This is a genomic window from Rhodococcus sp. IEGM 1354 (assembly GCF_030056855.1).
Lineage (GTDB): Bacteria > Actinomycetota > Actinomycetes > Mycobacteriales > Mycobacteriaceae > Rhodococcoides.
Window position 1 is genome coordinate 370741 of the sequence record NZ_JASHKT010000002.1, and the last position, 13584, is coordinate 384324.

Annotated in this window: 13 protein-coding genes; 7 read left to right on the forward strand and 6 right to left on the reverse strand. The window is 65.2% G+C overall.

The genetic code is table 11. The features are described from left to right. Positions 1-36: 36 nt before the first annotated feature. Positions 37-1560 (reverse strand): leucyl aminopeptidase, encoded by a 1524-nt coding sequence (locus tag QM588_RS06230; protein WP_283312201.1) that lies wholly within the window; start codon positions 1558-1560, stop codon positions 37-39. Between the two features lie 129 nt (positions 1561-1689). Here QM588_RS06230 and gcvT point away from each other — a divergent pair, with 129 nt between their 5' ends. Then, positions 1690-2790: a glycine cleavage system aminomethyltransferase GcvT gene (gcvT, locus tag QM588_RS06235; protein ID WP_283312202.1), complete on the forward strand. Its 1101-nt coding sequence runs from the start codon at positions 1690-1692 to the stop codon at positions 2788-2790. A 41-nt stretch (positions 2791-2831) separates the two neighbouring features. Continuing rightward, positions 2832-3935 (forward strand): branched-chain amino acid aminotransferase, encoded by a 1104-nt coding sequence (locus tag QM588_RS06240; RefSeq protein ID WP_027497396.1) that lies wholly within the window; start codon positions 2832-2834, stop codon positions 3933-3935. Here QM588_RS06240 and QM588_RS06245 read toward each other — a convergent pair whose 3' ends face one another. From QM588_RS06245 to QM588_RS06260, 4 genes are read right to left on the reverse strand one after another with little or no spacing between them, the layout of a single operon-like run. Beyond that, the gene (locus QM588_RS06245; RefSeq protein WP_283312204.1) at positions 3936-4697 is read right to left on the reverse strand and encodes an adenosylcobinamide-GDP ribazoletransferase; all 762 of its coding nucleotides are present in this window, start codon (positions 4695-4697) and stop codon (positions 3936-3938) included. 2 nt (positions 4698-4699) lie between these two features. Beyond that, the gene (gene cobT, locus QM588_RS06250; RefSeq protein WP_442972871.1) at positions 4700-5782 is read right to left on the reverse strand and encodes a nicotinate-nucleotide--dimethylbenzimidazole phosphoribosyltransferase; all 1083 of its coding nucleotides are present in this window, start codon (positions 5780-5782) and stop codon (positions 4700-4702) included. Further along, a complete protein-coding gene (gene cobU / locus QM588_RS06255) occupies positions 5779-6348 on the reverse strand; it encodes a bifunctional adenosylcobinamide kinase/adenosylcobinamide-phosphate guanylyltransferase (RefSeq protein ID WP_283312205.1) in 570 nt (189 codons plus the stop codon). The genes cobT and cobU overlap by 4 nt, the downstream gene beginning before the upstream one ends. Before the next feature lie 5 nt (positions 6349-6353). After that, positions 6354-7013, reverse strand: a complete 660-nt coding sequence (locus QM588_RS06260) for a DUF3043 domain-containing protein (RefSeq protein ID WP_027497392.1) — start codon at positions 7011-7013, stop codon at positions 6354-6356. Between the two features lie 100 nt (positions 7014-7113). Here QM588_RS06260 and QM588_RS06265 point away from each other — a divergent pair, with 100 nt between their 5' ends. From QM588_RS06265 to QM588_RS06275, 3 genes are all read left to right on the forward strand, one after another. After that, positions 7114-8193 (forward strand): glycerate kinase family protein, encoded by a 1080-nt coding sequence (locus QM588_RS06265; protein ID WP_283312206.1) that lies wholly within the window; start codon positions 7114-7116, stop codon positions 8191-8193. Between the two features lie 60 nt (positions 8194-8253). After that, on the forward strand, positions 8254-8619 hold the full coding sequence (locus tag QM588_RS06270) for a HesB/IscA family protein (RefSeq protein ID WP_027497390.1): 366 nt from the start codon (positions 8254-8256) through the stop codon (positions 8617-8619). Between the two features lie 103 nt (positions 8620-8722). Then, positions 8723-9697, forward strand: a complete 975-nt coding sequence (locus tag QM588_RS06275) for a carbohydrate kinase family protein (protein WP_283312207.1) — start codon at positions 8723-8725, stop codon at positions 9695-9697. A gap of 89 nt (positions 9698-9786) precedes the next feature. Here QM588_RS06275 and asnB read toward each other — a convergent pair whose 3' ends face one another. Further along, positions 9787-11715 (reverse strand): asparagine synthase (glutamine-hydrolyzing), encoded by a 1929-nt coding sequence (gene asnB, locus QM588_RS06280; protein WP_283312208.1) that lies wholly within the window; start codon positions 11713-11715, stop codon positions 9787-9789. 222 nt (positions 11716-11937) lie between these two features. On the opposite strand from asnB, the gene ctaC reads away from it, so the two are divergent. Next, entirely contained in the window at positions 11938-13017 is a 1080-nt protein-coding gene (ctaC, locus tag QM588_RS06285; RefSeq protein ID WP_027497387.1) for an aa3-type cytochrome oxidase subunit II, read from the forward strand. Between the two features lie 18 nt (positions 13018-13035). Continuing rightward, positions 13036-13452 carry a cytochrome c oxidase subunit 4 gene (locus tag QM588_RS06290; protein WP_027497386.1) on the forward strand — a complete coding sequence of 139 codons (417 nt, stop codon included), beginning with the start codon at positions 13036-13038 and terminating at the stop codon, positions 13450-13452. Positions 13453-13584 lie beyond the last annotated feature (132 nt).

Genomic DNA, 13584 nt, shown 5'->3' on the forward strand with positions numbered 1-13584 from the left:
CGAGGGCATGGGGCCTCGCGCACGGACGGGAGACGATCAGCCGTTGTCGGCGATGTCCTCGAGAACCGCGAACATGGTTCGGACCGGAACCCCGGTGCCGCCCTTGCCGGTGTAGCCGAACGGACCACCGGTGTTGTATGCCGGGCCCGCGACATCGATGTGAGCCCATTCCACGCCCTCGGCGACGAATTCTTTCAGGAACAGAGCAGCGGCGAGCATGCCACCTGCTCGACCGTTGGTGACGTTCGCGAGATCTGCGACCTTGGAGTCGAGTTCGCGGCGAATCTCCTTCGGCAACGGCATGGCCCATCCGTTCTCGCCGATCGCCTGCGAAATCGCGGCGACGCGGTCGCGGAAGTTGTCGGTACCCATCACGCCGGGAGTCCTGTTGCCGAGTGCGACGACCTGAGCGCCGGTCAGCGTCGCGGTGTCGATCAGGTAGTCCGGATCGTCCTCGCAGGCACGCACGATCGCGTCGGCGAGTACCAAGCGGCCCTCGGCGTCGGTGTTGATCACCTCGACGGTGATGCCGCCGTACTGGGTGAGCACATCGCCGGGGCGCTGAGCGGTGCCCGACGGCATGTTCTCCGCCATCGGGACGGTGGCGATGACGTCGAGCGGCAGGCCGACCTTGGCGGCGAGCACCACCGTGGCGATGACCGCTGCCGCACCGCCCATGTCCGAGGTCATGTTCTCCATGCCGGCAGCCGGCTTGATGGAGATGCCGCCGGTGTCGAACGTGATTCCCTTACCGACGAGGGCGACCTTCTTCGCGCCGCGTTTGCCTCCCGAGTGCGTCAGGCGCACGAGCCGAGGCAGTCGGGACGATCCCTTGCCCACTCCGTGAATGCCGCCGTAGCCGCCCTTCTCGAGTGCTTTGTCGTCGAGGATCTCGACCTCGAGACCGGACGCCTTGCCCAGCGCCTTGGCCTGAGCCGCGAATTCCTCCGGGTAGAGATGGCTGGGCGGAGTGTTGACGAAATCCCTTGCGACAGCCACTGATTCGGCAATCGCGATCGACCTCTCCAGTTCGCGCTTGGCATCCTTGGAGCGATTGTCGGGCACCAACAACTCGATGCGAGTCACCGGAAGAGCAGACGGCTTCGGTGCCGAGAGAGCCGACTTGAACTCGGTGAACTGGTACGCGCCGAGAAAGAAGCCCTCGGCGGCCGCGCCCAAGTCGAGCGCCGAGAGCGTCGTGGCTGCCGTCTCGACACCGGACAGCGCGCGAGCAGCTGTGCCGGCCGAGTGACGAATGCGTTCACTGTCGATGTCGGCGGCGTTGCCGAGGCCCACGGCCAACACACTCGCCACGGCCAGGCCGGCCGGAGCCGGAATACGCACTACTTCGTCGGCCTTGCCGGTGGCACCGACGGCTTCGAACGCGTCGAGCAATTCGGTGGCGATCGCATCGTCGGAAATGTCGTCGGTGATGGAGAGTTCGAGGCCGTCGTCACTCGTGCTCAATGCGACAACGAGTACGTCGACTTTCTTACCGAGCTTGCCCGCGAGAACCAGGTCGGGTCCGAGAGTGCGGGTGAGCGTCGAGGGGGAAGGCACGTGGCTGCTCCTGTAGGGGTTGACGTGTATGTCCCTCGATCCTAATGACGGTCGGCGGCGTCGACGATCGAGGGACGCACCGGGGCGACCGACCGGAGACGCTCCGCGAGGTGAGCTAGCGTGGCCGCCATGACCGACACCGAGTTGATCGAAGGACCACTCCACGCCGTGCACACCGAACTCGGCGCGACGTTCGCACCGTTCGGTGGATGGACCATGCCGGTCTCGTACGCCGGCGTCGTCGTCGAGCACACTGCAGTGCGTGAAACGGTGGGTCTGTTCGACGTCGGCCACCTCGGCAAGGCGTCGGTGACCGGCCCCGGAGCCGCCGCATTCGTGAACTCTGTCCTCACCAACGACCTGACCAGAATCGAACCGGGCAAAGCGCAATACACGCTGTGCTGCACCGAGTCCGGTGGCGTCGTCGACGACCTGATCGCCTACTTCGTCTCCGACGAGGACGTGTTTCTGGTGCCCAATGCTGCGAACACGGCAGCCGTGGTCGAGGCGATGGCTGCCGCTGCCCCAGCCGGGGTCTCGGTGGTGAACCGGCACCGCGAGTTCGGAGTGCTGGCCGTGCAGGGGCCGAAGGCGTCCGAGGTTCTGCAGGAACTGGGTCTACCGACCGATATGGACTACATGGCATTCGAGGACGCCACCTGGAACTCTCTGCCTGTCCGGGTCTGCCGCACGGGTTACACCGGCGAACAGGGCTACGAGCTGATCCCGTCTGTCGACGACGTGAAACCGTTGTTCCTGGCGCTGCTGGCTGCGGTGCGGTCTCGGGACGGTCAGGTGTGCGGACTCGGAGCGCGCGACACGCTGCGCACCGAAATGGGGTACCCGCTGCACGGACACGAACTGGCGCAGGACATCTCGCCCCTCGAAGCACGATGCGGCTGGGCGATCGGGTGGAACAAGGACTCGTTCTGGGGCAAGGACGCATTGACCGCCCAGAAGGCAGACGGTCCGGCACGGATTCTGCGCGGGCTCAAAGCTCTCGATCGCGGCGTTCTACGCCCCGGTCTCACCGTGCGCGCGTCGGGACGCGATCTCGGAACGACGACCTCCGGCACTTTCTCGCCCACTCTCAAGGTCGGTATCGCCCTTGCACTCCTCGACGCGCAGGCCGCTCCCGCGGTGGGTTCGGAGGTCGAGGTCGACGTTCGAGGCCGCGCCCTGCGCTGCGAAGTGGTCGCACCGCCGTTCGTCGTCGCCAAGACCAGGTGACCGCGTGAGACCGCCACGAACCCCACGATAGGATTCCCGGCATGACAGGTGTTTCCGAATTCACGTACGTGCAGCATCCTTCGCCCGCAACCTCCGCGGCGCGTGACGCGGTACTTGCAGCGCCCGGATTCGGAAAGCACTTCACCGACCACATGGTCAGCATCGACTACACCCGCGACGGCGGCTGGCACGATGCGAGGATCACCCCGTACGGTCCGATCGAGCTCGACCCCGCGGCGATGGTCCTGCACTACGGCCAAGCGATCTTCGAGGGCCTGAAGGTCTACCGCCAGCCCAACGGCGATCTGTCCACGTTCCGGGTGCAGTCCAATGCCGAACGATTCCGTACCTCGGCCAAGCGTCTTGCCATGCCCGAGATGCCGGACGAATTGTTCATCGGCTCTATCGAGAAGTTGCTCGAGCTCGATCACGAGTGGGTCCCGGCGGCGGGCGGCGAGGACGCGCTCTATCTACGGCCCTACATGTTCTCCACCGAAGCCGGTCTGGGTGTGCGACCCGCCGACGCGTATCGCTACATGCTGATCGCCTCACCCGCAGGCGCGTACTTCCCACGTGGCGTCAAACCGGTGAGCGTGTGGTTGTCCACCGAATACGTCCGCGCAGCACCGGGCGGCACCGGTGCCGCGAAGTTCGCAGGCAACTACGCCGCCTCCCTCCTCGCGCAGGCGCAGGCCAGCGACGAGGGCTGCGATCAGGTGGTCTGGCTCGACGCCACCGAGCGCCGCTACGTCGAAGAGATGGGCGGCATGAACCTGTTCTTCGTCTTCGGCTCGGGTTCCGACGCCCGGTTGGTGACGCCCTCGCTGTCCGGGTCCTTGCTTCCCGGAATTACGCGCGACTCGCTGTTGGCCTTGGCGACGGACTCCGGCATCCCCGTCGAAGAACGACGGATCTCCACCGACGAGTGGCGCAAGGGTGCCGAAGCGGGCGAAATCACCGAGGTGTTCGCTTGCGGCACAGCAGCTGTCATCACCCCGGTGGGCAGCGTCAAATCCACCGACGGTTCTTTCGAGATCGCAGGCGGAGAACCCGGTGAGATCACGCTCGCACTGCGAGACACCCTCACCGGCATCCAGCGCGGCACCTTCGCCGATACCCACGGCTGGATGACCAAGCTCCGCTGATCAGCTGCCGATCAACAGGCCCACCGCGGCCGACGCCGTAGTGGTCTCGATCGCGGCACCGAGAACATCGCCCGAGAGGCCACCGAAGCGTCGGACGCAGTGTCGAACGGCAAACACCGAGAGTGTCAGGACCGCGACGACGACCAGCGGCCCTTGCCAGGGTCGATCGGGTTGCGCGAAGACCGACGCTGCCGCTGCCGCAATGACCCACAGCGTCAGGACGGCGTTGGACTGCGTTCCGGCCACGAGCGCACCGAAGCCGCCCGACGTCGATGCGTCGATTCCCTTGCGGCAGGCCAGGACTGCCGCCACCCGGGCAGTCACCGCGACCACGACGACAGCCCACCACAGTCGCTCCTGCGCGAGCTGACCCAGACTTGCCGCCTGAATCGCCGACGTCAGAGCGATGGCCGCCACCCCGAACGGTCCGGCACTACCGGACTTCATGACCTCCCGTGCGCGTTCGGGCGAGCCGTAACAGCCGAGCCCATCGGCGGTGTCGGCCAACCCGTCGATGTGCATACCGCGCGTCAGCAGCGCGGCGGCGGCAACGGCGACGAGGCCGCACAGGATTGCCGACAACCCGGCAACCGTCGTCGCCCACAGCAGTGCCGAACACACGCACCCGAGGACGAGACCGACCAGGGGAGCGTGCGCTATCGCGCGACCGGCGCGGACCCTGTCGACCTGCGACGGGCCACGCACGGGCAGCACCGTCAACCACGAGAACGCGAGCACCAGACCCTCGGCCCGCAGCCTCACGGTCAGCGGACTTCGGGGTCGCCGGTGCTGACGCCGGCGTCGGCGAACGTCGCCATCGAATTCAACGTGTCGACTCCCGCACGAACGAGCGGCAACGCCGCCAACGCGCCGGAGCCTTCACCGAGCCGCATCGACAGCTCCACCAACGGCTCGAGTCGCAAGTGCCGCAAGGCAAGTGAATGGGCGGGCTCGGCCGAACGATGCCCGGCGACCCACCAGGCACTAGCACCGGCCGCACCGTCTTCCGCCACCAGTGCTGCTGCTGTGACGACGAGACCGTCCAGGATCACCGGGGTACGCCGATGCGCCGCCTGCGCGAGGAAGCCGGCGAGGGCGGCGATGTCGGCACCACCGGCCACCCGCAGCAGGTCGGTGGGATTCTTGGCGACCGGCCGAGACCGCCGCATCGCGTCCCGGATCGCCGCGGTCTTCCTGATCCACCCGGCGTCGTCGATTCCGGTGCCGCGGCCGACGGCAGCGACCGGTTCGGTATCGGTCAGGGTGGCGATCAATACGGTTGCGGGCGTGGTGTTTCCGATGCCCATGTCGCCTGCGACGAGAAGGTCCGCACCGGCGTCGACCTCCTCGTCCGCGATGGCAACGCCGGCGGCGACAGCGGCGCGCACCTCGTCCTCGCTCAGTGCGTCCTCGCGGTCGATGGAACCACTCGAGCGCCGAATCTTGAAGGCGGACACCGACGAATCGGTGTCGGCGTCGACAGCGATGTCGACCACTCGAACAGTGGCCCCGGCGATGGTCGCGAGGACGTTGACCGCAGCACCGCCCGCGCGAATGTTCTCGACCATCTGCGCCGTGACCTCGGGCGGGTAGGCGGACACTCCATGAGCGGCGACGCCGTGGTCGCCGGCGAAGACGACGACACGGACGCGCTCGAAGGACTTCGGCGGACTGACACCCTGGCAGGCGGCGATCCACTCGCCGAGCGTCTCGAGACGTCCGAGGCTACCGGCCGGCTTGGTCAACCGGCCTTGCCGCTCGGCAGCTTCGTACCGAGCCGAATCGGACGGCGAAGGCACCGGTCGAAACGGGGAGGGTGCCGGGATGTCGTCCACAGGAGTTGTCACACTGGGCCTTTCGCGGTCAGGGAATCCGCCGGTGGTTCTTTGAGGGTCAGCGCGAGGCCCGCGACGACCAGCAGAACCCTGTCACACACGTGCGCGAGACGCGCATTGAGGACACCGAGCTCGTCACGGAACAGTCGACCCGAACGCGACTCGGGAACCACGGACATGCCGACCTCGGGGCTGACGATCACGAGTCTCGACCTGCAGTCCGAGACCGCCGCGATCAAGTCGTCCACGGCCGGAGCAATCGTCCCGCGAGGCAGGTCCCAGGCCGCTGCGTCGTCGAGCATTCCCGTCAACCAGGTGCCCAGATCGTCGACCATCGTGGTGCCGCCCCAGGGCTGAGCCACCACCGTCGCCAGCCCGGTGACGGTTTCGACCGTGGTCCACTCGGGCGGACGCGAAGCACGATGGAGTTCGATGCGCTGCTGCCAGTCTTCGTCCGACGCATCGCGCTGTCCGGTCGCGACGTAACGGACCGGGCGGGTCGTGACCAACGATTCTGCGTGCGCGGACTTACCGGATCTGGCTCCGCCGAGGACGAGCGTTCGAGACGGCACGGCCACCGACGTCAGACAGCCTCGCCGGCGCTCACTCGCGGCTTGGGGGCACGCATCTTCCGAATCTGCGACGCCCGTACGAAGGCGTACCAGCCGATCTTGAAGCCGCCGTCGGGAGTGTCGGGGAACCGGACACGAATGCGGTTGTTGATCATCTTGCCGAGGTAGATGCCCTCGCCGACCATGAACAGCATCATCACGAACATGCCGAGAGTGACGTACTGCTGTACCTGCGGCTGCAGAAACAGCGCAAAGATGAGAATGAGAGCGAGCGGCATGAACAAGCCGACAAGATTGCGCCGCGCATCGACGATGTCGCGAACGTAGGCACGCACCGGGCCCTTGTCGCGAGGCAGCAGATACTTGTCGTCGCCCGCAAGCATGCGCGCCCGACGCTCTGCAGCTGCTGCACGCCGTTCGTTCGAGGCAGCCTTACGGTCTTCCTTGCTGCCCTTGTTCGCCTTACGGCGCTCTCGTGCCTCTTTGCTCGTCAGGGGAGCCGGAGCGACCGGCCCGCGGCGGCGGGCCTCGGCGTCACGGCGCTTGGGGGTCGGTCGGCCTTTGCCGAGAGACACCGGCGAGGTCGCCTCGCCGGCGGACACAGTCGATTCGGGCTCGTTCGAGTCCTGTCCGTCCGAATTGTCAGAGTTTCCACGGCGTAGCAGCTTCACGCAACCAGAGTATGGGATGAGCGGAGGTACTCGAACACCGGCCAGGTCAGCGGCGCAGCACCGGATGCTGTTCGGGTACCGCGGTCCTACACTTCCGAGAATGCGAGTGATGATTGCGCCGGACTCCTTCGGGGACACCCTGACTGCCGCAGATGCAGCCGCCGCCATTGCCAGAGGATGGGCGGGCGTCCGGAGCGGTGACGAGCTGGAACTGGCACCCCAATCCGACGGTGGACCGGGGTTCGTCGAGGTACTGGCCTCGCGCATCGGCACAGTCCACGTCGCCGACGTGGACGGACCGCTCGGGACGCCGGTGCAGGCCCGCTGGCTGCTTGACGGCACGGTGGCGTACATCGAATCTGCTCAGGCCTGCGGGCTGCACCTCGTCGACGGTCCACTGACTCCGCAGTCGGCATTGAAGGCGAACAGCTACGGCGTCGGACAGCTGCTGAGCGAGGCGTTGAACAGTGGCGCCACGTCGATCGTCGTCGGACTCGGCGGAAGCAGTTGCACCGACGGTGGACGAGCGATGATCCGCGCACTCGGCGGGCTGGGGTCGGCAATCGAACGGTTCTCGGGAATCGACCTCGTCGTCGCGTCGGACGTGGAGAACCCACTTCTCGGCGATGGCGGTGCCGCTCGGGTGTTCGGGCCGCAGAAGGGTGCCGACGCCGAGACGGTCGAGCGACTCGAAGAACTGAATTCCGACTGGGCTGCCGTTCTGTCGGCTGCGGGCCACGATGTGGCAGACCGTCCCGGTGCGGGTGCCGCGGGCGGGATGGGGGCGGCCCTGTTCGCGCTCGGTGGCAGGCAGGTGCCGGGTGCTGCCGTCGTGGCGGAACGAACCGGTCAGCGGGAACTCCTGGACTCCGTCGACCTTGTGCTGACCGGCGAGGGAAAGTTCGATTCGCAGTCGCTGCGAGGCAAGTTGGTGACCAGAATCGCCGCTGCAGGCGGTGCCACCGGAATCGAGACCATGGTGCTCGCCGGCCAGGTGACGGTGAGCAAGGACGACTTGGCGTCGGCCGGTATCTCGGCCGCTCACTCGATCAGCGAGTTCGCCGGGTCTGTGGAGGTGGCCATGACCGATGCGGCCAATCAGCTCGAGAAGCTGGCCGCGCACGTGGCGAGCAGTGCTGTTGCCGGGCCCTCGAACAGGGGCGGCGCGCGCAAGGAATAGAGCAACCCGGAGTACGGTTGAGTTTGTTCACGGGTTTGGTACGACTGATAGGGAGAGCCCATGACCGTTTCGAATGAGACCACAACGACCGAAACCACGGCGCACAAGGTCACCATGACGGAGACCGCTTCGGCCAAGGCCAAGGCGTTGCTGGATCAAGAGGGCCGCGACGACCTCGCGCTGCGCATTGCTGTACAGCCCGGTGGGTGTGCAGGACTGCGTTATCAGCTCTTCTTCGACGACCGAAGCCTCGACGGCGACCTCGCGGTCGACTTCGGCGGCGTCACCCTCGCAGTCGACCGGATGAGCGCTCCCTACGTGGAGGGTGCATCCATCGACTTCGTGGACACGATCGAGAAGCAGGGCTTCACGATCGACAACCCGAACGCGACCGGATCGTGCGCGTGCGGCGACTCGTTCAACTGAGCTGACTCGCTCTCGACTGTGACCGATACACGTATTCGTGTATCGGTCACAGTCGTGTCTGCTCGTCGGTCATCCAGAACTTCACTCCGAAAGGCCCTTCTTCGTGACTCTCGCGGTATCCGGCTCGATTGCAACCGACCATCTGATGCGATTCCCCGGTCGGTTCGCCGAGCAGATCGTCGCCGATCAACTCTCGAACATCTCGCTGAGCTTTCTGGTGGACGACCTGGTCATCCGTAAGGGGGGAGTGGGCGGAAACATTGCCTACGCCCTCGGAGTCCTCGGCGGCGCTCCGCTGCTCGTCGGAGCTGTGGGGCCGGACTTCGCCGAATACCGCACCTGGCTCGAAGAGCACGGAGTCGACTGCAGTGGCGTCAGCGTTTCCGCCACCGCGCACACAGCGCGCTTCGTCTGCACCACCGACGAGGACATGGCGCAGATCGCGTCGTTCTATCCCGGTGCGATGAGCGAAGCCCGCGACATCTCCATCGAGACGCTGGCCGCGCAGAACCAGCTCGATCTCGTGCTGATCGGGGCCAACGATCCGGAGGCGATGACCGCCCACACGGACCAGTGCCGCGCGGCAGGTGTTCCCTTCGCCGCCGACCCGTCCCAGCAACTCGCGCGACTCGACGCCGCGCAGGCCACCGATTTGATCGACGGGGCGGCCTACCTGTTCACCAACGAATACGAATGGGCACTGCTCAAGCAGAAGACCGGAATGTCCGACGCCGATATCGCGGACAAGGTCGAACTGCGGGTCACCACGCTGGGCAAGCGGGGCGTGGACATCGTCGAGAAGGGCGGGAAGCACACCCACATCGGTGTCGTGCCCGAGACGAGCAAGGTCGATCCCACCGGAGTGGGCGACGGGTTCCGTGCCGGGTTCCTCACCGCGCACCTCGCCGGAGCGAGCATCGAACGAGCCGCTCAGCTCGGTTCTCTGGTTGCCGTGCTGGTCCTCGAGACCACCGGAACACAGGAGTGGAGCCTGAACCGCGACGACGCGATCAAGCGCCTGAGCGCGGCGTACGGTGCCGAAGCCGGCGAGGAGATCGGCGCGCTGCTGCCCGCCTGAGATCGGCTCCCCTCAGCGGGATCAATGCGGCTTTGTTGCAATCTGAGCAACTGAAATCCACATTGATCCCGGGGAGACGGGTGTACCAGTCAGATGTTGACCGGGTACTCCGGTTCGGCGATCTGCGGCACGATGCGATTCTCCACGAAGATTCCGTGCCACACCATGAAGATCAGCAGCGTCCACAGGCGACGGCTGTGATCCGATTTGCCTGCCCGATGGTCGTCGAGCATGGCGACGATGGCGGCCTTGTTCAGCAGGTGATCGGTCTGTGACTCGGCGATCTGCTGGTGAGCCCAGTCGAAGAGTTCGGTACCGCGCAGCCAGTGGCGTAGTGGCACCGGAAAACCGAGCTTGGCGCGGTGCAGCACATGACCGGGAACGATGCCTTCCAGCGCCTGGCGCAGTGCGTACTTGGTAGTGCTCTTGGTGATCTTCTGCTCCAGCGGCAACTTCTCGGCAACCTTGTAGACCTCGGAATCGAGGAACGGGACGCGCAGCTCCAGGGAGTTCGCCATGGTGATCTTGTCGGCCTTGACCAGAATGTCACCACGCAGCCAGGTGAACAGGTCCAGATGCTGCATTCGAGCAACGGGATCCCACCCCTGAGACTGCGCGTAGATGGGTGCGGTGACGTCCTGATGCGTCCACTCCGACCGAAACTCGCGCAGGACGGATCGCAACTGTGCGTCGTTGAAGCTGCGCGCGTTGCCGTAGTACCGCTCCTCGAGGGTCATCGAACCCCGGTGCAGCAAACTCTTGCCGCGCGTGCCCTCGGGAATCCGCTCGCTCAACGACCCGGCTGCGCGGCGCAGGAACGCGGGCAGCGACTCGAACGGCTTCAACGACAGCGGCTCGCGGTAGATGGTGTAGCCGCCGAACAGTTCGTCCGCACCCTCTCCGGACAGCACGACCTTGACGTGTTTGCGGGCTTCTTTTGCAACGAAGTAGAGCGGTACGAGTGCAGGATCGGCAACCGGGTCGTCGAGATACCAGACGATCTCGGGAATGGACGCCGCGAACTCTTCCGGTCCGACCACTTTCACGATGTGCCGAGCACCTATCGCGGCTGCCGACTCCGCTGCGACGTCGACCTCGGAGTAACCCTCGCGCTCGAAGCCGGTCGTGAAGGTGATCAAGTTCGGATTGTGTCGAATTGCCAGTGCCGCGATGGCCGTGGAATCGATGCCGCCCGAGAGAAAGGAACCGACGGTCACGTCGGCACGCATGTGCTTGGCGACCGAATCTTCGAGCGCCTTGGCAATCTCTTGGTAGCGAGCCTTCTCGCTGCCGGGAGCGAAAGGCTTCACCGGGAACGTCGGTGTGAAGTATCGGGTGATGTTCGGCGGCGTACCGGGGGAGAGGGTGGCGTAGCAACCCGACTCGAGCCGCCTGATCCCCGCGTGCAGCGTCTCCGGTTCGGGGACGTACTGAAGCACGGTGTAGTGCTCGATGGCCCGCGGGTCGAGGTCGAGATCGACGCCCAGCAGCTCCATCAGTTCGAGAACGCTCTTCTTCTCACTGCCGAACGCGGTTCCACCCGGGCCCGTGGCGTAGAACAACGGCTTGATGCCGAAGGGATCGCGCGCGATGAACATCTCGCGCGTCTCGGTGTCCCAGATGGCGAAGGCGAACATTCCTCGCAGACGCTGCACGGCGGCAGCGCCCCAGTAGTGAAATGCCGCGACGATCGACTCGCTGTCACCTTCGGTGGCGAATTCTGCACCGTGATCGCGCGCGAGCTCAGCACGCAACTCGAGGTAGTTGTAGATCTCGCCGTTGAACACCAGCGCGTACCGGTCGGGTGAACCCGGAGGTCCCCACCGCATCGGCTGATGCGAGTGTTCGATGTCGATGAACGAGAGTCGATTGAAGCCGTACACGACGTCGTCGTCGTGCCAGGTGCCACCGGGCTCGTCCGGGCCTCGATGGCGCATGCAGTGAGTCGCCGAGCTCACCAGCTCGACGCCGGCGGCGGTCGTTCCGTGAGATGTCAGTACTCCGAGCAGTCCACACACAGCGTCTGCTACCTCTTCTCGCAGTTGGGGACAATGCCGGGGGCCGGATCTCCGCGTGTCGTCAGCGGGACGGTCGATCAGCAACCGAGTATGCCGCAGACACGCTCGAACCTAGGTAACGACCCAAGGGTGGCTCCGCGTCAGCTTTGGTCTACGCTGCGTAGTACTCGGGCATCTCCATGTGGAAGCCCTTATTCTTCAGTGGTGGGCAATCAGGAAGGCGTGAACGTGGCGCATAGTCGGATCCTTCGGCGAGCGGGGCTGACAGCATTTCTCGGTGTAGCCGCGTTGATGCTGTCGGGCTGTTCCATCAGCAGTGACAACGTACTCAATTTCGGTTTCGCCTCGGGCGTCACTCCGCAGGGACGACGCATCGGCGACCTGTGGACCTGGTCGGTCATCGCCGCCCTGGTCATGGGCATCGTCGTGTGGGTCTTGATCTTCTGGGTGGTGCTCTTCCACCGTAAGAAGAAGAGCTCCCCGGAGTTCCCGCGTCAGACCGCGTACAACGTTCCGCTCGAGCTGTTCTACACGGCGGTTCCGTTCGTGATCATCGCCGTGCTCTTCTACTTCACCGTCGTGGTGCAGAACTACGTCGACGAGAAGCAGGCAGATCCCGACGTCCAGGTCGACGTGACCGCATACCAGTGGAACTGGAAGTTCGGATACCGGACCATCGACCTCAAGGACGGTGCTGCCAAGTACGAGGGCACCGACGAAGAGGAGCAGGCCGCCGCAGAAGCCGCCGCAACTCCCGGTGAAGGTGCCGAGGGTAGCGAGGACGGCGAGTTCGTGCCCGGCGCGATCCACGGTGCCATTCCCCAGGATCTGTCCTACCTGCACTACAACAAGATCGAAACGGTCGGTTCCAGCGCCGAGATTCCGGTGCTCGTCCTTCCCACCGGAAAGCGCATCGAATTCGTGCTGGCATCCTCGGACGTCATCCACGGCTTCTGGGTTCCGGAGTTCTTGTTCAAGCGTGACGTTCTCCCCAACCCTGAGGAGAACCATTCCGACAACGTGTTCCAGATCAGCGAAATCGAGCGCGAAGGTTCGTTCGTCGGTCGATGCACGGAGATGTGCGGCACGTTCCACTCGATGATGAACTTCGAGGTTCGCGCCGTGTCCCCGGACAAGTTCGAGCAGTACATCGAGCTGCGCAAGCCGTTGTCCGAGGGTGGCGAAGCGCTGACCAACGCGCAGGCACTCGAAGCCATCGGCGAGAGCCCGCTCGCAACCAGCACCTCGCCGTTCGAGACCGATCGCACCGTCCGTACCGCCACCGTCGCCGAAGGCAACTGACCAAGGAAGCATGCTGATATGAAAATCGAAGCGAAGATCTTCGAGATCCTCACGGTCTTCTTCCTCCTGGTCGGCATCGTGTATGCGCTGTTCACAGGATTGAGCCGAACCGGCGTCGAGTGGGCAGGCGTCACGGCGATCTTCCTGTCGGTCGGCCTGACGCTGATCGTCGGAACGTACTTCCGATTCGTCGCTCGACGGCTCGACACTCGGCCCGAAGACTTCGACGACGCCGAGGTAAGTGACGGCGCAGGCGACCTGGGCTTCTTCAGCCCCGGCAGCTTCTGGCCGTTCGTGCTGGCCGTAGCGGCGTCGATCACCGCTCTGGGCTTTGCCTTCTTCCAGCCCTGGTTGATTGCTCTGGGCGTCGTGTGCGTCATCGCCTCGGCCGCTGGATTGGTCTTCGAGTACCACATCGGTGCCGAACGCCACTGACCTGTAGATACCCGGAAAGGGCCCCGATCGTTCACGAGAGCGATCGGGGCCCTTTTCTGTGCTGGGACGTGCACACCGGGGACATCGCTCGAGTGCCGGGGCATTCCGACCGGGTCAGCCGGCGGGGGTCGA

Bases quoted from the DNA above. Each gene is read 5' to 3' on its own strand.
- gcvT (WP_283312202.1), top strand. From the start codon at position 1,690: ATGACCGACACCGAGTTGATCGAAGGACCACTCCACGCCGTGCACACC.
- QM588_RS06240 (WP_027497396.1), top strand. From the start codon at position 2,832: ATGACAGGTGTTTCCGAATTCACGTACGTGCAGCATCCTTCGCCCGCA.
- QM588_RS06265 (WP_283312206.1), top strand. From the start codon at position 7,114: ATGCGAGTGATGATTGCGCCGGACTCCTTCGGGGACACCCTGACTGCC.
- QM588_RS06270 (WP_027497390.1), top strand. From the start codon at position 8,254: ATGACCGTTTCGAATGAGACCACAACGACCGAAACCACGGCGCACAAG.
- QM588_RS06290 (WP_027497386.1), top strand. From the start codon at position 13,036: ATGAAAATCGAAGCGAAGATCTTCGAGATCCTCACGGTCTTCTTCCTC.